This is a genomic window from Inquilinus sp. YAF38 (assembly GCF_052113205.1).
GTDB lineage: Bacteria > Pseudomonadota > Alphaproteobacteria > DSM-16000 > Inquilinaceae > Inquilinus.
In genome coordinates this window covers 24,312-42,220 of the sequence record NZ_JBFRCU010000030.1, presented here as the reverse complement: position 1 = coordinate 42,220, position 17,909 = coordinate 24,312, and the positions used below count along the sequence as shown (strand labels likewise).

Sequence of the window (17,909 nt, the reverse complement as noted above, 5' to 3'; positions counted from 1 at the left end):
GATGGCCCCGACCGAACGCAACGTGATCGATCGGGGCCGGGCGGACGGCATCAGCGGCACGAAGGTCGCCATCGCCCTGGCGGTCGCGGTCCTGGCCCTGGGCGCGCCCTACCTGCTGTACCCCGTCTTCCTGATGAAGCTGCTGTGCTTCGCCCTGTTCGCCTGCGCCTTCAACCTGCTGATCGGCTATGTCGGCCTGCTGTCCTTCKGCCACGCCGCCTTCTTCGGCGGCGCCGCCTATGTCACCGCCCATGCGGCCAAGGTCTGGGGCTGGCCGCCGGAGCTGGCGATCCTGGCCGGCACCGCCGCCGCGGCGGCGCTGGGGCTGGTGATGGGCTTCCTGGCGATCCGCCGCCAGGGCATCTACTTCGCCATGATCACCCTGGCGCTGTCGCAGATGGTGTTCTTCGTCGCCCTGCAGGCCCCCTTCACCGGCGGCGAGGACGGCATCCAGTCGGTGCCGCAGGGCCGCCTGTTCGGCCTGTTCGACCTGTCGGATTCGCTGACCTTCTACTACGTCGTGCTGGCGATCTTCGGCCTCGGCTTCTTCCTCATCTGGCGCATCGTCAACTCGCCCTTCGGCCAGATCCTGAAGGCGATCCGCGAGAACGAGCCGCGGGCGATCTCGCTCGGCTACCGGGTCGACGCCTACAAGCTGACCGCCTTCGTCATGTCGGCGGCGCTGACCGGCCTGGCCGGCGGCACCAAGGCGCTGGTGTTCCAGCTGGCCTCGCTGACCGACATCCAGTGGCAGATGTCGGGCGAGGTCATCCTGATGACGCTGCTCGGCGGCATCGGCACCCTGGTCGGCCCGGTGGTCGGCGCCGGGCTGGTGACGACGCTGGAGAACTACCTGGCCGCATCCGCCCTGCCGGTGACGGTGGTGATCGGAGCGATCTTCGTCGTCGTCGTGCTGCTGTTCCGCCGCGGCATCGTCGGCGAGGTCGCCCACTGGCTGCGGCGGAAGGGATAGAACCCTTTATTGCACTGAGAGCAATGCTCAGATTGCACCGATCATTGCACCGGAGCAATCTGCCCGCACCATGCTGGACCTGACCGTCGCCACGATCCTGGTCGCCTTCGCCGGCGTCTTCCTGATCTGCGTCCTGCGCGGCGCGTTCGGCGGCGGCTTCGCCATCATCGGCATCCCGCTGCTGTCGCTGGTGATGGACCCGGTGACGGCGGGCGGCCTGCTGGCGCCGCTGTTCGTGGCCACCGACCTGTTCGCGCTGCGCTACTGGAAGCCGTCGACCTGGTCGCGGCCGGACCTGCTGCCGCTGCTGCCCGGGCTGCTGGTCGGCATCGGCCTCGGCTATCTGCTGTTCCGGTACCTCGACCACCGCGCCATCGCCATCGTGATGGCGGCCGTCACCCTGCTCTTCGTCGGCCTGTGGTTCGTCAAGGGCGCGACGGTGACGGTCCGGCCGCGCTCGACCCCGAAGGCGATCACCGCGGGCCTGGCCTCGGGCATGACCACCATGGTCGCGCATTCGGGCGGGCCGCCGCTGGCCATGTACCTGCTGCCGCTGGGCCTCAGCAAGGCGGTGTATGCCGGCACCACCAGCCTGTTCTTCACCGTCGGCAACGCCACCAAGGCGGTGCCGTGGCTGCTGCTGGTGCAGCCGACAACCCAGGTCTGGACCCTGATGGCGTTGTGCCTGCCCGCCATCCCCGCCGGCGTCTGGCTGGGCTGGCGGCTGCATGGCAGGCTGGACCAGCGCCAGACCTACCGCGCCTGCTACGGCCTGCTGGTGGTGACGGCGCTGAAGCTGCTGTGGGACGGCGTCTCCGGCTACCTCGCGTGACGGGCGGCCTGCAGGCGCTCAAAGCGTCTCCGGGGCCGCGAAGATATGCACCGCATCGCGCAGCATCGACGCGGCCGTGGGCGTGGGCTCGCGCTCCCACAGCTTGTGAAAGCTGATGCCGTAGATGTCGGTGTGGATCTCGACCGCCATTTCCCAGCCCCGGCACTGGGCCAGGAAGTCGGCGGCGGGCAGGGCGACCGGCGCCACGGCATAGCGCCCGGCCTCGGCGCTCGCGACCAGCCGGATGACCTTCCCCTGCGCCGCCTCGGCCGCGATCCTCTCCGCCGTCACGCCGGCGATGCCGGTGACCGCGATATCGGCGAGCGCGATGTCGGCGCCGAGCAGGCTGTTGGCGATGATCAGCAGCTTGTTGGCCGTGTCCCAGCCGTCGACGTCGAGCGACGGGTCGGCCTCGGCGATGCCGCGGCGCTGGGCCTCCGCCAGCGCATCGCCATAGGCCGCGCCGCCGGCCATCTCGTCCAGGATGAAGTTGGTGGTGGCGTTGAACACGCCGCGCAGCTTCAGGATCTCGCCCGCGATCATGTCGCGCCGCCCGATGTTGAGGACCGGAAGCCCGCCGCAGACCGTGGCGCTGTATTTCAGCCCCGCCCCGGTCCGTGCGGCCGTCTCGTGCAGCTCGCGGAAGGCCAGCACCACCGGGGCCTTGTTCGCCAGCACGACGGAGATGCCCTGCTCCAGCGCCGCCCGCGTCAGCGCCAGCCCCGGCCCCCCGGTGCGCAGGTCGACCGGCGACGCCTCGAACACCAGGTCGATGCCGGCCAGCAGGCTCTCCACCGGAACCGCCCCGCGATAGCCGGGCAGATCCGCGGTCGAGCCCCCGGCCGCCTTGCGGGCGACGATCCCGGCCGGATCGAACCCGGCGGGGTCGACCGCGACGCCGCGGCTGTCGGCGACCAGCACGATGCGGAAGCCGATGCCGTGGTCGCGCTGCAGCACGTCCGCCTTCTTGGCCAGGATCGTGAGCAGGTTCCGGTTGACGCTGCCGAGCCCCATCAGCGCTGCGTTGATCAGCATGTCTTGTCCTCGTTCCGGCGCAGAATCAGGAGCGCAGTTTCCAAATCCCAACCCATCATGGCGAGCCCGAGGGCGTGGCCATCCAGACTGTCACCGCAGTTGCTGATTGTGATATGGATAATTGGATAAGCGTCGACGACCACCACGCGCCTGACAGGCGAAATTATGAGACATGAAAAATGACCCATCGGAGTTCTCCGCGGCTGACCTCGTAAGCCGAATCCAATCCGCCGGCGAAGAGGACGATCGCGACTTCAGATACAGGGCGGGTCGATATCTGATCGGAAGATGGCGGCAGGGAATAGATCTAGATCCGCTCATAAACCTTCTAAATTCCGAAAAATCCCGCGACCGCCTCCTTGGCGCATACTATCTCTGCGAATTGGGCGATCCGGTCGAAGATCTCAAGATTCCCGTGCTCCAGCTTGCAGATGATTCTATTTCTTACTGTCGGCGCGCCTTCGTTGAGTTCATAGGGAGCGCGAGATACTACGATGAGCCTATCGGAATTGCCTTGGCAGAATGTCTTCTGGACCTCGATCTCTATGTGAGAGTTTCAGTCCTGAGGTGGGGAATCGCCGCATCCGCCGAGCAGTTTGAACTCTTTTCCAGAGTGGTCGAGGCTGGAGCCGGCAGACGGGTGCCCAGATTTCCCAATCCCCTCAGCAATGATTATTGGAATGAATCCGAACTGAAGCGCGGGATCCGCGGGCTGAACATCGTCCGCCGTATCCGCGCAGGAGAAGAGGTCTCGCAGATCAGAAGCGAATTTCCCGAGGAAGATAATTTTGTCCTCGATAGCATCAATTTCTTGAGAACGATCCGACAGCGTGAATCCGCGTGGCGAGAGATGAAAAGGCGCCGTGCCGATTCATAGCGGCGTCCGATGTCGGTACGGTCACTGGCCCTCCGGCCCGGGGAGGCGAACCGGCCCGAAGCCGGGCGCGGCCGGCCGCCTGCCCCGCATGGCAAGCGGCCGGACCGGGCCTACAGGACGAAATCCGATGCTTCCAGACTGATGACGCGGGTCAGCACGATCTGGAAATCGGACCCACCGTCGCCATCGGTGTCTGCGGCGATGATCGTCTCGCCGTCGATGACCGCGAAGCGCAGCTCGCTCGCATGGTGGGAATACAGGCCCGCGCCGATGAAGGAGAAGCCCTGGTTGCCGGCCGCGCCGGCATTGGCGTCGATGGCCGACAGGTCGATCCTGTCACCCTGGAAGCGGATGAAGTCGGTGATGCGGTCGGCATTGACGCCGATGCCGCTGTCGTCGATCGCCGTGTACACGAAGCGATCGCCGCCCGGGCCGCCGGCCAGGATATCCCGTCCCGCGCCGCCACGCAGGACATCGCCGCCGTCTCCGCCTTCCAGCATATTGGCGCGGTCATCGCCGACAAGGCTGTCGTCGCCCTGGCTGCCGACGACGTTCTCGATCGAGACCAGGAGGTCGCCCTGGGCCTCGCCGCCGCTGGCCTTGCCGGCCGCCAGATCCGCTTTGACCGGCCCGGTGGCCCCGGCATAGCTGGCGGTGTCGATGCCCGAGCCGCCGTCCAGCCGGTCGGCGCCGGCACCACCGATCAGGGTGTCGTCTCCGGCCCCGCCATGCAGATTGTCGGCGCCGCCGCGGCCGGCGAGGCGGTCGGCCCGGGTGCTGCCGATCAGCGTATCGGCAAAGTCGGATCCCTCGACCGCCTCGATCGACTCCAGGCGGTCCCCGGCGGCGTCGCCAAGGAAGCCCCTGCCGGCGGCGAGATCCACCCTCACCCCGACGCTGCTGCGCCAGTAGCTGGCGGTATCCAGCCCTGCATCCCCAGAGATCCGGTCCTGCCCCTCGCTGCCGTCGATCCAGTCGTTTCCGGCATCCCCGCGCAGCACATCGTCGCCGGTGCCGCCAACCAGCGAATCGCTGCCGGAACCGCCCAGCAGGGTGTCGGCTCCCCAGTCGCCGAACAGCCTGTCGCCGCCGCCATGGCCGTTGAGCACGTCGTCGCCATCGGCGCCGTACAGCGAATTGTCGCCGTCATCGCCGCTCAGCCGGTCGTTGTGGTTCGTGCCCGCCAGATTCTCGATATCGGCGGCGATGACATCGCCCTCGGCGTCGCCATGTGATGCCGATTGGCCCAGGATCACGATCACCCCGGCCTTGCTGCCGACGTAGCTGATGCCGTCGACGCCGGCGCCGCCGGTCAGATGATCCGCCCCGGCCCCGCCGATCAGCCAATCGTCACCGGCGCCGCCGAACAGCAGGTCGTCGCCCTTGTCGCCCCAGATATCGTCGGCCTGGTCCGTTCCGCGAAGGATGTCGTTGCGCTCGGTTCCGTAGATTTCGTTCGGCATTCTCTTCCCCTCCATGTTCCCGAACCTGACGTAGCCCGTCTGATGTGACGATTTCAATCGGAACGAAGCGCAGCGGAGACGGCATTCGAGGCGCATGGGGCCGCTGATCGGCAGGTTCCACGACGGTTCATCGAGAATTCCATCCTGTCAGCGCAATTCCATCACGCTGCCGGCTCATAGCCGTAGGCTTCGCCCGTCCGCACCACGCGGCCGATGCCCGGCCAGCCGAGATGCGCGCCGGCAATCCAAATCCCCGCCTCGGCCGCGTCGTCGAACACCTTCAGGCGAGTTGCGCGTGCGGTCGGCTGATCGTCGTCATAGCCCCAGCTCAACGCGGGAGTGCCGAACTGCAGGGCCGGCACATGAACGACGTCCCCGAAGAACAGGAAACGGTCCTCGTCCGTATCGAAGGCGTAGCCGGTGTGACCGGAAGCATGACCGGGCAGGGCGACCGCCCTCAGCCGCTCGGCCACCAGGTCGCCACTCCGGATCGGCTTCAGCAAGGGCCCGAACTGCGCCAGGCGCGCCTCGGCGAAAAAGCCCTCCACGGCCGCCTCGGGAATGACGATCGCCTTCAGGTTCGGAAACAGCACCCGGCCGTCCGGGGTCAACAGCCCGTGCACGTGATCCTGATGGCCGTGGGTGAGCGCCAGGACCGTGATCGAAGCCGGGTCGATCCCGGCCTCCGCCATGGTCCGCTCGAGCCGGCCCAATGTCGGGGCCCAGCCCCCTCCGCCGCTGTCGATCAGGACGCCGTCGACGCCCGGACCTGCGAGCGCGAAGCAATTGACCGACAGGCGAAGCGGCGCCCCGGCCGGCGCAGCGTGCGGCACCGGCTTGTCCTGCGGGTCGCGCAGAAGCTCCGCCGGCATATCGAGATGGCCGTCCGAGAGCGACCAGACGCGCCACGCTCCGGACGTGCTGGCGAGGACGGTGTTGCTGTGAGATGTCACGATCATGAGGGCCCCCTGTCGCAAAGGCGAATGGTGGATCGGGTCGATTATCGCTGCTGGAACGCCGGTGACCGCGCCCGGATGGGGCTGCACCGCGACTGCATGCGGCAACTGGAGCCGCGTCAGGATGCGGGCCGGGATCCGCCCATCGACGCGTCCGGCCGCCGCGGATTGCCGGCCTCGATGGTATCGTCGATGGCGAGACGATCGGCCTCGGCGGCCGGACGTCAGCGCAGCTTCAGGATTTGCCTATGGCCAGCCTGCGCCGGGTTTCCGCCCGCCGCGCAGCAAATCTGGCTTCGACCTCCTCATTAGGAATGTCCAGCCGCGGATCGTCAAGCGCTTCCCGCACCTTCGCGCGGACCCAAATAGCCAAGCCCCCAACCCGTCATGGCGAGCCCCGCAGGGGCGTGGCCATCCAGCGTCTCCAGCCTTTGATCCGCCGCACCGCTTCCTCTTCGACACGGCTCGGCCGCCATCGCTTGACCCCGATGGGCTGCCCCGGAAGTCCGGCGAGGGAGACGGCCTGAACGGGACGCGGCGCCTAGTCCGGCTCCTGCCCCGACTTGGGCGGAGCGGGATCGGCATCGCTCTCGCCTCGATACATCCGCTTCTGCCACTCCTCCGTGAGTGCGGGGACGTAAGTACCCTCGATGGTCTCGTCCCGATACCATTCCCCTTCCACCGGCATCTTCGGCGTTCGGACCCAGTATTCCAGCACGCGGCGCGGAATGCTGTTCATACTCGGCCCGGGCGAGCAGCAGCCGATGTTCGGGGGATCGCCATAGTCCAGTGTGCCGTCCTGCAGCTCGTCGGCGAGGGACTTCCCCAAGCGCACCGTCTCCTGATTCGTGGCCGCCGTCACGCACACCTTGAACGGATGCCCGCAACTCTGGCAGGTGATCAGCAGCAGGGCGGCCCGCTTCGCATAGATATTGGCCGCCTGGTCCGGATGAAAGTCGCAGTACCGGGGCACCCGCTTCTCATCGAACCACGTCGGGCTTTGCGGGATCAGGGACGTGATGTCGCGATAGTTGCGGTACACCGGTGTCTCCTCTGCTGATTCGGTGCCGTGCGCGAATTGAGGCTTCAGGCGGCGATTGGACTGCACCTCTGAACCGAGACAGTGAAGTTCAGGTGTCAGGGGGGTGTCGAGTCCGATGCAATCGAGGATTCGTAGGGTCGGCGCTCAAAGGCCAATGCTCGTCGATCAGGTCCTCCGACCACTCCCGCGCGCTGTGCAGGATGCGCAGGATCCTCACCGTGTCGTCCTCGATCTGGTAGATCACGAAATAGGACGTGCGCCCGACGGTCAACTCGCGGGTGCCCTCGACCCGCCCCGGCCGCCCGCTATGCGGCAGCTGGAGCAGGGTCAGGATGCGAACGAGAATCCGCTCATCGACGCGCTCGGCTGCTTGCGGATCGTCGGCTTCGATGTGGTCGTAGATGGCGAGACGATCGGCCTCGGCGGCCGGGCGCCAGCACAGTTTCAAGATTTGGCGGCGGCCAGCTTGCGCCGTGTCTGGGCCCGCCGAGCGGCGAACCTGGCTTCGACCTCCTCATGCGAGATGTCCGGCCGCGGATCGTCAAGCGCTTCCCGCACCTTCGCGCGGACCCAGGCGTCATGGGTCTCCGGGTCGACCGCCAGCCCGGCCGGAAGGGCCCCCTCATTCGCGACCCGGGTGAGCAGCATCCGCACCGCATCGGACACGGTCAGCCCCATTTGCGCGAGCACCAGCGACGCCTTATCCCTCAAAGCGGGGTCGATGCGGGTCTGGATCAGTGCGCTCGCCACCATGTCGATCCTCCTGTGCGATCATAGTGTACTTCAATCGCATTACGCGTCAAGCTGGCGGCCGGAGGCTCGCCCGCGGCATCATGAACACCGGTGCGCTTCCAGAACCAGGCGCCCCGTCACCCTAAATCTTCTGTCTCAGCCCAGGGGGCAGACCAATGCTTGCGCGCCATCCAGGACCAGTTACCATCGAATCGGCTTGCTTTCTGCTGCCTCAGCATGAGGGAGAAGGCAATGCATAATCGGCAACTGGTTTCCAAGCATGACGACGAACCGCCGTATTCTTGTTGACAACGCTACTCTAAGCGGTGTCGAACGCTTGATTGGGGAAAGTCAAACTGTCAATCTAAGCAATATCGATAACGATATTCTGTGTTTTGAAAAGCTTATCACCGCGATACTATTTAGCGATGCCATCATTGGCGTTGACGATTATAAAGATAATTTCAGATCGCAGAGGTTGAAAAATTTTGGTTTTGTTGATTTCCTAAATATTGAAACTGAAATATACGATTCACTCGCGCGGAATGCAGCCAATTTCGCGAAAGATATGGTGTTCTCGTTTGATGGCTCAAAGCCAGCGGGGGATGTGGTTAGCTTTTTTGAGTCTCTTCGAATTGATCCACAATTGCGTTGGGACATATTTGTCTCTAGTGAATATTTGACATTGTCATTTTTAGTAAACGACACGCGTAACGCGCACTATGAATCCGCAATCGACAGCATATTTAGAAACGAAAGCACCGATGCTGGCGCCACGTCCGCCGGAGAGGGATTCTTGCCAAACCTATCAATTGAACAACATCCTGAAATAACCGATATAAAGGGGCTTGTTAGAGCTTTCGCTTCAAGCAACGACAGATATAAGGGCGAATCATCTAAAAGCCTGCTGGATAGATTAGTTTTTGGTTACGGATGGACTGCGGAGAGGTCACATTTTTACAACTCCGTTGCGGCCATGAAGGAAGCGGACGCCTTCTTGGCTCCGTTGCGAGATGCATTCTGCGAGAGTTGCTGTAGAATAGAATCCAGATCGCAAGTCAATAACCTGCTACATAGGTTGAAATCCAGGACACAGGAGACGCTTGTAAAAATTGTCGACACCAGCGGAGGAGCTAGATTTGCGATGAAGCTACCATTTTTTACTGCTTATTTTATATCCAAAACTGATAATCCTAAGCAATGCATTGATTTGGCTCTCCAGACGAGGGACATAGGCGTCTTTCGAGAATGCCGGGTCATTCTGCATAATTTAGCCCATCTCTCCAATCAGGATAGATACAGGGAGGTCAATAGCATTCTAGGATTTTTGGAACAGTCGTGCGCTTCGCTCTTAAAGGAATATGCCGTCACTACTGAAGGAGGCCTGCAAACTTCGATCTCCCTGGGTTTGTCAGGACCCAGTATTGGAATAGGAACAAAACTCAACCAAATCTTCAGGGCTTATCGCAATAAGCCATTTGCTCGCGTATTCCGAAATATTGCGCAGGATATGCTTAACGTCGAACGGCTAGGAGGCTTGCACGACAAACTGTGTTCTTCTGTAAGAAAGCGTAAAGACGCAATGCATCCACAAATCCAGGTGACCCCGAAGTTCATGGAAGGCAGGGGAAATGAGAGAGGCCGTCCAGCAAAATTATAGATGAACGTTAAAGGATAAAATCTGACGAGATGCTTTCAGCGCCGACTATAACACCGAAGAAGTAGCCAATCAGGCTGTATTCTTCCATCTCGGTCGCAACACTAGATCGGGCTACGGCCGGCCCGGACTGCTACGCTCCTAGTCCACACACCTCGGTAGCATCCGCTCACACCACATCCCTCAGCATCGCCACCAGCGGCTTGTCCGCCGGCGGCATCGGGTACTCGCGCAGCCTGTTCGGCGCCACCCAGGCCAGCGCCTGGCCCTCCAGCGGCTGCGGCGTGCCCTGCCAGCGGCGGCAGAGATACAGCGGCATCAGCAGGTGGAAGCGCTCGTAGCGGTGGCTGGCGAAGGTGAAGGGGGCCAGGCAGCTCTCCTCCGTGTCGATCGCCAGCTCCTCGCGCAGCTCGCGGATCAGCGCCGCCTCCGGCGTCTCGCCCGGGTCGACCTTGCCGCCCGGGAACTCCCAGAGGCCGGCCATCGACTTGCCCTCGGGCCGCTGCGCGATCAGCACGCGGCCATCGGCATCGACCAGGGCGACGGCGACGACCAGCACCACCGGCAGCGGGGGAAGCGGTTCAGGCGGCATAGATCTTCAGGTAATCCTGGCGGCTGAGGGCGAAGAGCGGGCAGGGCGCCGTCTGCCCCAGCGCCTTGAACTCGATGGTCTTGATGCCGTCGGTCATCAGCCCGGCCTTGACCAGGACATGGCCCGACGGGGCGTTGTCGGGGTGGTAGGCGGCCTGGATCCGCTCCAGCCGCAAATCGAGGAAGCCGAAGGCGATCACCGCCTGCGCCGCCTCGGTGGCATAGCCCTGGCCCCAGTAGCGCCGGCCGAACCAATAGCCGAAGCTGCCGACCCGGCCATTGGTCGCGATCGACAGCCCCATATGGCCGATCACCGCGCCGCTGTCGGGCAGCGTCACCACGAACTGGTAGTCGCGGCCGGCGATCCAGCGCTTCTCCGCGGTCCGGATCCAGTCCTCGGCATCGGCGAAGCTGTAGGGATAGGGCACGTCCGACAGCCAGCGCACCACCTCCCAATCGTCCAGCAGATGGGTGATCTCGCCGGCATCGGAGGGGCGGTGACGCCGCAGCCGCAGCCGCTCGGTCTCCAGATCCTCCGGCAGGTCGGTCACGGGGCCACGGGCCCTTGGCGGGAGGGTGTTGTCTCTCCGGGCACGACTTCGGCCGCACGCCCCCAATGAGTCCCCCCTCCCCTCGCGGGAGGGGAGTAGGGGGAGGGGGTTTTCGCCGTCGAGCGCTGCCAGAATCCTGATGGTCCGGACCAGACGGTCAGGCTGGTCATGTGCGCGTTCGCGCGCGGATGCGCGCAGACGCCTCCCCCTGGCTCCCTCCCGCAAGGGGAGGGGGGACTAGAAGGGAGCGAGCCCTGGCATGTCCGAAAAGGCCTCGCCGTCGGGAGAGGCAACGTGAAGATGCTCGATATCCTGCCCCTGCCCCGATGCACTGGCGTGACCCGACCTCAGTTCGTCCGCGCCAGCTCCGCTTCAGTCCGGGCTAGCTTCTGTAATCCGCATTGATCGAGATATACCCGTGGGTGAGGTCGCAGGTCCAGACCGTGGCGTGGCCGCGGCCGATGCCGATATCGACCTCGATCTCGATCGACCGGGTCTTCATATGCGCCGCCACCGGCGCCTCGTCATAGCCGTCGACCACCATGCCGTCGCGCGCCACCTGGACGCCGCCGATGGCGATGCCGAGCTTGTCGCGGTCCGCCGGCTCGCCCGACTTGCCCACCGCCATGACGATGCGGCCCCAATTCGCGTCCTCGCCCGCCACCGCGGTCTTCACCAGCGGCGAATTGGCGATGGCCAGGCCGATGCGCCGGCCCGAGCGGTCGGAGATCGCGCCCTTGACCGCAWTGGTGATCAGCTTCTGCGCGCCCTCGCCGTCGCACGCCACCTGGCGCGCCAGGTCGGCGGTCAGGTCGTCCAGCGCGCGCTGGAAATCGGCGAGGTCGGCCGCCGCGGCCGGAACGGGGTTGCCGGCCTTGCCGGTGGCGAACAGCATCAGCGTGTCGCTGGTCGAGGTGTCGCCGTCGACCGTGATGGCGTTGAACGACTGGTCCACCGCCGCCGTCAGCGTCTGCTGCAGCAGCGGCGCCGGGATCGCCGCGTCGGTGAACACGAAGGACAGCATCGTCGCCATGTCCGGCGCGATCATGCCCGAGCCCTTGGCGATGCCGGTGAGGGTGACCGTGGTGCCGCCGATCGTGGCGGTGCGGGTCGCGCCCTTGGCGAAGGTGTCGGTGGTGCGGATCGCCTCCGCCGCGGCCGCCCAGTCTTCACCCAGCGCCTGGGCGAGATCCGGCAGGTGGCGGGCGACGCGGTCCTCCGGCAGCGGCTGGCCGATCACGCCGGTGGAGGCGATGAACACCTCCTCCCAGTCGCAGCCGACCTGCTTCGCCGCCGCCACCACCGTGGCCGCCACCGTCTTCACCCCGGCCTGGCCGGTGAAGGCGTTGGCGTTGCCGGCGTTGACCACCACCGCCCGAGCCGAGCCCTTCGGCAAGGCCCGGCGGCACCAATCCACCGGGGCGGAGGGGCAGCGCGAGCGGGTAAAGACGCCCGCCGCGCTGGTGCCGGGGTCGAGGGCGACGAACAGCACGTCCGGCGCCCCCGTCTTCTTCAGCCCGCAGGCGGCGGCGGCCAGCCGCACGCCGGCGATCGGCGCCAGATCCGGCAGCCGCTCGGGCGCGAGCGGCGAACGCGGCAATGCTCCGGCCATGGTCCCCTCCCCCCGTCTCGTGGTGCCGGTTACTTCGCCGGCGCGGGCGGCGCGGCCGGGTCGGTGGCGGCCGGGGCCGCCGGGTCGGCGCCCGGCGCTGCCGGTGCGTCGGTGCTGGGCGGGGGCAGCGGCTTGCCGTCCTGGCCCATGACCACGATCGTGGCGCCCTGCTTCACCTCGGCGATGATCTGCGGCACCAGCTGCTGCGACAGCTGCTCCTCGAGCTGCGGCTTGACCTCGTCCAACGTCGGCTGCGGCAGGGTGCGCTTGTCCTCGAGAAGGATGACGTGCCAGCCGAACTGGCTCTTCACCGGGGTGGTGGTGAACTTGCCCTTCTCCAGCTTGAAGGCGGCGTCGGCGAATTCCGGCACCATCTGCTCCTTGGAGAACCAGCCCAGGTCGCCGCCCGACTCCTTGCCCGACGGGTCGGTGGTGTTGGCGTTGGCCAGCTCCTCGAACTTGGCGCCGCCCTCCAGCTTCTTGATCAGGTCCTTGGCCTTGTCCTCGCTGTCGACGAGGATATGGCGGGCCTTGACCTGGTCCTGCGCCGGGTTGTCGGCCAGGTACTTCTTGTAGGCGTCCTGGATCGCCTGGTCGGTGACCTTGGCCTTGATCTGGCGCTGCAGCCAGACGTCCTGGATGATCCGGCGCTCGGCCGTCTCCAGCCGCGCCTTGACCTCCGGGTCGTTCTGCAGCCCGGCATCGACACCCTTCTGCGCCACCAGGCGGGCGGTCGCCACCTGCTCGGCCATCAGCGGCACCAGCATCTCGACCGGCATCTGGCGGTACTGCTGCGGCAGGCTGTTGATCGCCTCCAGCACCTCGGAGCGCAGGATCGGCTGGCCGTTCACCGTGGCCGCGACCGGATCGTCGGGCTTGCCGGCCTGGTCGCCGGCAGCCGCGGGGGCTGGGGCGGCGGCGGGAGCTGCCGTGGCCGGGGCCTCGGCGGGCTTGGTCGCATCCTGGGCCAGGACCGGACCGGCCAGGAGCGTCAGGGCAGCCGCGCCGGCGAGCAGGCGGAGGGCGAGGGAAGACATCAAACGCGTCCTTTCAGAACGGTGGGACGAGTGGCGCCTCGGCGGAGGAATGCCGGCATCCGGTCATGGGATCGCGGCGGCGCCAGCTGCGCGACGTGGCCGACAGGTAAAGCACAGGCCGAAACCGGGCACAAGCGGACCAAGGACCGCTGTCATCAAAGCTTCACCCAGTCGTCACCGGCGCGACACGCGGCAAATCCTAGAAGACGGGCGGCTTCCCGGCGCCGCTTCCGCGGCCGGCCGGTTCGACGTGACAAAGAATTAAGGAGAGGTTCATGGCGTTCCGTCCCTTCGTCGCGGCGCTCGCGTTGTCGATCACGATCGCGCCGGCCGTTCTGGCGGCCGAGACCATCACCAGCTACACCAGCACCGACCCGAAGCTGGCGCTCGGCAGCATCTCGGTACCCGGCGGCAAGACCCGCGAGCTGAATGTCGGCATCGGCAGCGGCGCCGGCCGCCGCGCCGGCGACCCGCCGATGACCTTCTGGACCATCTCCGACCGCGGCGCCAACTTCACCTGCGGCGATGTGAAAGACGTGTTCGGGGTCGACGGCAAGACCATCTGCGGCGACCTCAAGAACGCCCGCATCTATCCGCAGCCGAATTATTCGCCGACGATCTACCGGATCACGCTGCAGGATGGCGGCACCTACACGGTCGACACCGTGCTGCCGCTGCGCGACGGCGACGGCAAGCCGGTCAACGGCCTGCTGAACCCGCTGACCCACGCCTCGACCGAGCAGCCGATCGATCTTGCGGGCCATAAGCTCGAGCAGAACCCGGACGCGGTCGACGCCGAAGCGGTCGTGCCGATGGCCGATAGCAGCTTCTGGGTGTCGGAGGAGAACGGCCCTTCGCTGCTGCATGTCGCGGCCGACGGCAAGATCCTGCGCCGGGTGGTGCCGCAGGGCACCGAGGACGACTTCAAGGCCGCGCACTACCCGGTCGATGGCGGCCTGCCGGCCGTCCTTGCCAAGCGCTTCCTCAACCGCGGCCTGGAATCGCTGGCGATCACCCCGGACAACAAGCGCCTGGCCACCATCATCCAGAACCCGCTCGCCAACCCGGATGCCGATGCCTACAAGGCCTCGAAGAACGCTCGGCTGTGGACCCTCGACCCGGCGACGCTCGCGGTCATCGGCGAATATGTCTACACGCTCGACGATCCGCAGAGCTTCCGGCTGGACCCGTCGGACAAGCAGAACAGCCCGCGCATCAGCGAGATGATGGGCCTCGGCGCCGACCGCTTCCTGGTGCTGGAGCGGACCGACGGCACCACCAAGCTGTATGAGGTGTCGCTGGCCGGCGCCACCGACGTGCACGGCACCGCCTGGGACGAGCTGGCGACCGCGCCGAGCCTCGAACAGTCGAAAGATCTGACCGCCGCGAAGATCGTGCCGGTGACCAAGATCCTGCGCTTCGACAGCGCCGACCATCCGGAGGTGCCGGTCAAGATCGAGGGGCTGGCGCTGACCGGCGACGGGTCGCTGCTGATGATCAACGACAGCGATTTCGGTATCACCGGCGAGACCACCCGCCCGGTGGTGCTGAAGGGCAGCGCCATCGCCGCCGACCCGGCGAGCTGATCCGGCCAGTCGATCCGATTGGCAGGGCGAAGACCTTCGGCTATGGTGCCGCGCCCGTAGGCCCGGGCGCTTTCGACGGCAGCGCCGGACTCCGGCTGCGGCTGCGCGTTGAAAGCGGCGTGGCGCGGCCCCAAATTCCTGGGGGAGTGCGTCCGCGTGCTCTCCCTGCCAAGTCGAGGTTTCGATGTTCGGTGCGCTCGCCCGAAAGCTGTTCGGTTCGTCCAACGACCGTTTCGTCAAGACGCTGATCACCGGCCCGGTGGTCGAGACCAATGCCCTGGAGCCGCAGTTCCAGGCGCTCAGCGACGACCAGCTGCAAGCCAAGACGCAGGAGTTCCGCGCCCGGCTGGACAAGGGCGAGGCGCTCGACGCGCTGCTGCCGGAGGCCTTCGCCACGGTGCGCGAGGCGGCCAGGCGGGTGCTCGGCCAGCGCCATTACGATGTGCAGCTGGTCGGCGGCCTGGTGCTGCATCAGGGCAAGATCGCCGAGATGAAGACCGGCGAAGGCAAGACCCTGGTCGCCACCCTGGCCGTCTATCTCAACGCGCTGAGCGGCAAGGGCGTCCACGTCGTCACCGTCAACGACTACCTGGCCCAGCGCGACAGCGAGTGGATGGGGCGGATCTACCGCTTCCTCGGCCTCAGCGTCGGCTGCATCGTCCACGGCCTGACCGACGACGAGCGCCGGACGGCCTACGGCTTCGACATCACCTACGGCACCAACAACGAGTTCGGCTTCGACTACCTGCGCGACAACATGAAGTTCCGGCTGGAGGACATGGTCCAGCGGCCGTTCAACTTCGCCATCGTCGACGAGGTCGATTCGATCCTGATCGACGAGGCGCGGACGCCGCTGATCATCTCCGGCCCGGCGCAGGATTCGTCGGAGATGTATATGCGGGTCGACCGGCTGATCCCGAGCCTGGTCGCGGTCGAGGACTACGAGCACGACGAGAAGCAGCGCACCGTCGCCCTGACCGAGGCCGGCCAGGTCAAGATCGAGCAGCTGCTGATCGACGCCGGCCTGCTGCAGGGCGACAACCTCTACGACATTCATAACGTGAACGCCGTCCACCACGTCACTCAGGCCCTGCGCGCCCATGTGATGTTCCAGCTGGACCGGGACTACATCGTCAAGGATGACAAGGTCATCATCATCGACGAATTCACCGGCCGCATGATGGAGGGCCGGCGCTACTCCGAGGGCCTGCACCAGGCGATCGAGGCCAAGGAGCGGGTCGAGATCCAGCGCGAGAACCAGACCCTCGCCTCCATCACCTTCCAGAACTATTTCCGCCTGTATCCGAAGCTGGCCGGCATGACCGGCACGGCGCAGACCGAGGCCGCCGAGTTCGGCGAGATCTACAATCTCGAAGTGGTCGAGATCCCGACCAACGTCCCGGTCACCCGCAAGGACGAGGACGACGAGGTCTACCGCACCGTCCGCGAGAAATACGACGCCATCGTCACCCTGATCCGCGAGTGCAACGCCCGGCAGCAGCCGGTGCTGGTGGGCACCGTGTCGATCGAGAAGTCGGAGACGCTGGCGGCGCTGCTGCAGCGCGAGAAGATCCCGCACAACGTGCTGAACGCCCGCTTCCACGAGCAGGAAGCCTATATCGTCGCCCAGGCCGGCCGGCCCGGCGCGGTGACCATCGCCACCAACATGGCCGGCCGCGGCACCGACATCCAGCTCGGCGGCAATGTCGAGATGCGGGTGGCGCTGGAGCTTGCCGGCATCGACGACCCGGCGGCGCGCGATCAGCGCGAGGCCGAGATCCGGGCCGAGGTGGCGAAGAACAAGGAGATCGTGCTGGCGGCCGGCGGCCTCTACGTCGTCGGCACCGAGCGGCATGAGAGCCGCCGCATCGACAACCAGCTGCGCGGCCGCTCCGGCCGCCAGGGCGACCCCGGCGGGTCGAAGTTCTTCCTGTCGCTGGAAGACGACCTGATGCGGATCTTCGCCTCCGAGCGGCTGGACGGCATCCTGCGCCGCTTCGGCCTGAAGGAGGGCGAGGCGATCATCCACCCCTGGATCAACCGGGCGCTGGAAAAGGCGCAGGAGAAGGTCGAAGCGCGCAACTTCGACATCCGCAAGAACCTGCTGCGCTTCGACAACGTGATGAACGACCAGCGCAAGGTGATCTACGAGCAGCGCCGCGAGATCATGCAGGCCGCCGATGCCAGCGTCATGGTCGCCGACATGCGGCAGGAGGTGGTGGCCGCGATGGTCGCCCGCGCCATCCCCGAGAACAGCTACGCCGAGAAGTGGAACATCGACGGGCTGCACGAGGAGGTGCTGCGTATCTTCGGCCTGGACCTGCCGGTGCGGGAATGGGCCAAGGAAGAGGGCATCGCCGACCGCGAGATTGAGGAGCGGATCCAGCAGGCGGCCGACGCCAAGATGGCCGCCAAAGTCGAGGCCTATGGCGCCGAGATCATGCAGATGGCGGAAAAAAGCCTGCTGCTGCAGATCCTGGACCAGAGCTGGAAGGACCACCTGCTGACGCTGGACCATCTGCGCCAGGGCATCAACCTGCGGGCCTATGCCCAGCGCGACCCGCTGCGCGAATACCAGGCCGAGGCGTTCAATCTGTTCGAGCAGATGCTGGCCGGCCTGCGCGAGAACGTCACCCAGGTGCTGGCCCAGGTCGAGCTGCGCGTCACCCGGCCGGAGGACGTCGAGGCCCAGCAGCGCGCGGCGATGCAGCGCGAGATGCATGAAAGCCGTTTCGATCCGGCGCTGGGTCTGCCGGAGCCGGCGATGGCCACCGCCGACGGCGCGGTGGCGGCGGCGAGTGCGGCCTTCGCCCTCAATCCGGATTGGGCCGACACACCGCGCAACGCCCCCTGCCCCTGCGGCTCGGGCAAGAAGTTCAAGCACTGCCACGGTTCGGTGGCGTAAGCCCCACGGCACGGCAGTTCGGACCGGCAAGGCCGGCGGCGAATCTCCATCGCCGCCGGC

The 17,909-nt window shown here is 66.0% G+C and carries 17 protein-coding genes; 6 read left to right on the top strand and 11 right to left on the bottom strand.

Annotation, left to right across the window (positions count from 1 at the left end):
• Position 1: 1 nt before the first annotated feature.
• The gene (locus tag AB4Z01_RS15720) at positions 2 to 973 is read left to right on the top strand and encodes a branched-chain amino acid ABC transporter permease (protein ID WP_441695122.1); all 972 of its coding nucleotides are present in this window, start codon (positions 2 to 4) and stop codon (positions 971 to 973) included.
• A gap of 70 nt (positions 974 to 1,043) precedes the next feature.
• A complete protein-coding gene (locus tag AB4Z01_RS15715) occupies positions 1,044 to 1,805 on the top strand; it encodes a sulfite exporter TauE/SafE family protein (RefSeq protein WP_441695120.1) in 762 nt (253 codons plus the stop codon).
• Positions 1,806 to 1,823: 18 nt separating this feature from the next.
• Here the strand turns inward: AB4Z01_RS15715 and AB4Z01_RS15710 are convergent, their stop codons facing one another.
• Entirely contained in the window at positions 1,824 to 2,840 is a 1,017-nt protein-coding gene (locus AB4Z01_RS15710) for a homoserine dehydrogenase (RefSeq protein ID WP_441695118.1), read from the bottom strand.
• 172 nt (positions 2,841 to 3,012) lie between these two features.
• On the opposite strand from AB4Z01_RS15710, the gene AB4Z01_RS15705 reads away from it, so the two are divergent.
• Entirely contained in the window at positions 3,013 to 3,717 is a 705-nt protein-coding gene (locus tag AB4Z01_RS15705) for a hypothetical protein (protein WP_441695116.1), read from the top strand.
• Between the two features lie 110 nt (positions 3,718 to 3,827).
• On the opposite strand, the gene AB4Z01_RS15700 is transcribed toward AB4Z01_RS15705, so the two are convergent.
• The 6 genes from AB4Z01_RS15700 to AB4Z01_RS15675 all read right to left on the bottom strand — a co-directional run bounded on the left by AB4Z01_RS15700 (position 3,828) and on the right by AB4Z01_RS15675 (position 7,931).
• Positions 3,828 to 5,180 (bottom strand): calcium-binding protein, encoded by a 1,353-nt coding sequence (locus AB4Z01_RS15700; protein WP_441695113.1) that lies wholly within the window; start codon positions 5,178 to 5,180, stop codon positions 3,828 to 3,830.
• A 161-nt stretch (positions 5,181 to 5,341) separates the two neighbouring features.
• The gene (locus AB4Z01_RS15695) at positions 5,342 to 6,244 is read right to left on the bottom strand and encodes an MBL fold metallo-hydrolase (protein ID WP_441695110.1); all 903 of its coding nucleotides are present in this window, start codon (positions 6,242 to 6,244) and stop codon (positions 5,342 to 5,344) included.
• A gap of 127 nt (positions 6,245 to 6,371) precedes the next feature.
• The gene (locus AB4Z01_RS15690; RefSeq protein ID WP_441695108.1) at positions 6,372 to 6,509 is read right to left on the bottom strand and encodes an antitoxin PaaA2 family protein; all 138 of its coding nucleotides are present in this window, start codon (positions 6,507 to 6,509) and stop codon (positions 6,372 to 6,374) included.
• A gap of 168 nt (positions 6,510 to 6,677) precedes the next feature.
• Positions 6,678 to 7,178, bottom strand: a complete 501-nt coding sequence (locus AB4Z01_RS15685; protein WP_441695105.1) for a hypothetical protein — start codon at positions 7,176 to 7,178, stop codon at positions 6,678 to 6,680.
• Positions 7,179 to 7,266: 88 nt separating this feature from the next.
• Entirely contained in the window at positions 7,267 to 7,626 is a 360-nt protein-coding gene (locus AB4Z01_RS15680; protein WP_441695103.1) for a type II toxin-antitoxin system RelE/ParE family toxin, read from the bottom strand.
• Positions 7,623 to 7,931 (bottom strand): type II toxin-antitoxin system RelB/DinJ family antitoxin, encoded by a 309-nt coding sequence (locus AB4Z01_RS15675; RefSeq protein ID WP_441695100.1) that lies wholly within the window; start codon positions 7,929 to 7,931, stop codon positions 7,623 to 7,625. Before AB4Z01_RS15675 ends, AB4Z01_RS15680 begins: the two co-directional genes overlap by 4 nt.
• A gap of 259 nt (positions 7,932 to 8,190) precedes the next feature.
• Here AB4Z01_RS15675 and AB4Z01_RS15670 point away from each other — a divergent pair, with 259 nt between their 5' ends.
• On the top strand, positions 8,191 to 9,570 hold the full coding sequence (locus AB4Z01_RS15670) for a hypothetical protein (protein ID WP_441695097.1): 1,380 nt from the start codon (positions 8,191 to 8,193) through the stop codon (positions 9,568 to 9,570).
• A 166-nt stretch (positions 9,571 to 9,736) separates the two neighbouring features.
• On the opposite strand, the gene mutT is transcribed toward AB4Z01_RS15670, so the two are convergent.
• The 4 genes from mutT to AB4Z01_RS15650 form a co-directional block, all read right to left on the bottom strand.
• Positions 9,737 to 10,159 (bottom strand): 8-oxo-dGTP diphosphatase MutT, encoded by a 423-nt coding sequence (gene mutT / locus AB4Z01_RS15665; protein WP_441695094.1) that lies wholly within the window; start codon positions 10,157 to 10,159, stop codon positions 9,737 to 9,739.
• Complete coding sequence (locus tag AB4Z01_RS15660) at positions 10,149 to 10,709, bottom strand: GNAT family N-acetyltransferase (protein WP_429224700.1); 561 nt, start codon at positions 10,707 to 10,709, stop codon at positions 10,149 to 10,151. The genes mutT and AB4Z01_RS15660 overlap by 11 nt, the downstream gene beginning before the upstream one ends.
• Positions 10,710 to 11,091: 382 nt before the next feature.
• On the bottom strand, positions 11,092 to 12,321 hold the full coding sequence (argJ, locus tag AB4Z01_RS15655; protein ID WP_441695091.1) for a bifunctional glutamate N-acetyltransferase/amino-acid acetyltransferase ArgJ: 1,230 nt from the start codon (positions 12,319 to 12,321) through the stop codon (positions 11,092 to 11,094).
• 29 nt (positions 12,322 to 12,350) lie between these two features.
• The gene (locus AB4Z01_RS15650; RefSeq protein ID WP_441695089.1) at positions 12,351 to 13,358 is read right to left on the bottom strand and encodes a peptidylprolyl isomerase; all 1,008 of its coding nucleotides are present in this window, start codon (positions 13,356 to 13,358) and stop codon (positions 12,351 to 12,353) included.
• A 275-nt stretch (positions 13,359 to 13,633) separates the two neighbouring features.
• Here AB4Z01_RS15650 and AB4Z01_RS15645 point away from each other — a divergent pair, with 275 nt between their 5' ends.
• Both AB4Z01_RS15645 and secA read left to right on the top strand, forming a co-directional pair.
• The gene (locus AB4Z01_RS15645; protein ID WP_441695088.1) at positions 13,634 to 14,944 is read left to right on the top strand and encodes an esterase-like activity of phytase family protein; all 1,311 of its coding nucleotides are present in this window, start codon (positions 13,634 to 13,636) and stop codon (positions 14,942 to 14,944) included.
• A 184-nt stretch (positions 14,945 to 15,128) separates the two neighbouring features.
• Complete coding sequence (secA, locus tag AB4Z01_RS15640; RefSeq protein WP_441695086.1) at positions 15,129 to 17,849, top strand: preprotein translocase subunit SecA; 2,721 nt, start codon at positions 15,129 to 15,131, stop codon at positions 17,847 to 17,849.
• The last annotated feature ends 60 nt before the right edge of the window (positions 17,850 to 17,909 follow it).

Excerpts from the sequence above, each read along its gene's own strand:
- AB4Z01_RS15650 (WP_441695089.1), bottom strand. The coding sequence starts at position 13,358 with ATGTCTTCCCTCGCCCTCCGCCTGCTCGCCGGCGCGGCTGCCCTGACG.
- secA (WP_441695086.1), top strand. The coding sequence starts at position 15,129 with ATGTTCGGTGCGCTCGCCCGAAAGCTGTTCGGTTCGTCCAACGACCGT.
- AB4Z01_RS15670 (WP_441695097.1), top strand. The coding sequence starts at position 8,191 with ATGACGACGAACCGCCGTATTCTTGTTGACAACGCTACTCTAAGCGGT.
- AB4Z01_RS15700 (WP_441695113.1), bottom strand. The coding sequence starts at position 5,180 with ATGCCGAACGAAATCTACGGAACCGAGCGCAACGACATCCTTCGCGGA.
- AB4Z01_RS15705 (WP_441695116.1), top strand. The coding sequence starts at position 3,013 with ATGAAAAATGACCCATCGGAGTTCTCCGCGGCTGACCTCGTAAGCCGA.
- AB4Z01_RS15675 (WP_441695100.1), bottom strand. The coding sequence starts at position 7,931 with ATGGTGGCGAGCGCACTGATCCAGACCCGCATCGACCCCGCTTTGAGG.
- AB4Z01_RS15710 (WP_441695118.1), bottom strand. The coding sequence starts at position 2,840 with ATGCTGATCAACGCAGCGCTGATGGGGCTCGGCAGCGTCAACCGGAAC.
- AB4Z01_RS15715 (WP_441695120.1), top strand. The coding sequence starts at position 1,044 with ATGCTGGACCTGACCGTCGCCACGATCCTGGTCGCCTTCGCCGGCGTC.
- mutT (WP_441695094.1), bottom strand. The coding sequence starts at position 10,159 with ATGCCGCCTGAACCGCTTCCCCCGCTGCCGGTGGTGCTGGTCGTCGCC.
- AB4Z01_RS15645 (WP_441695088.1), top strand. The coding sequence starts at position 13,634 with ATGGCGTTCCGTCCCTTCGTCGCGGCGCTCGCGTTGTCGATCACGATC.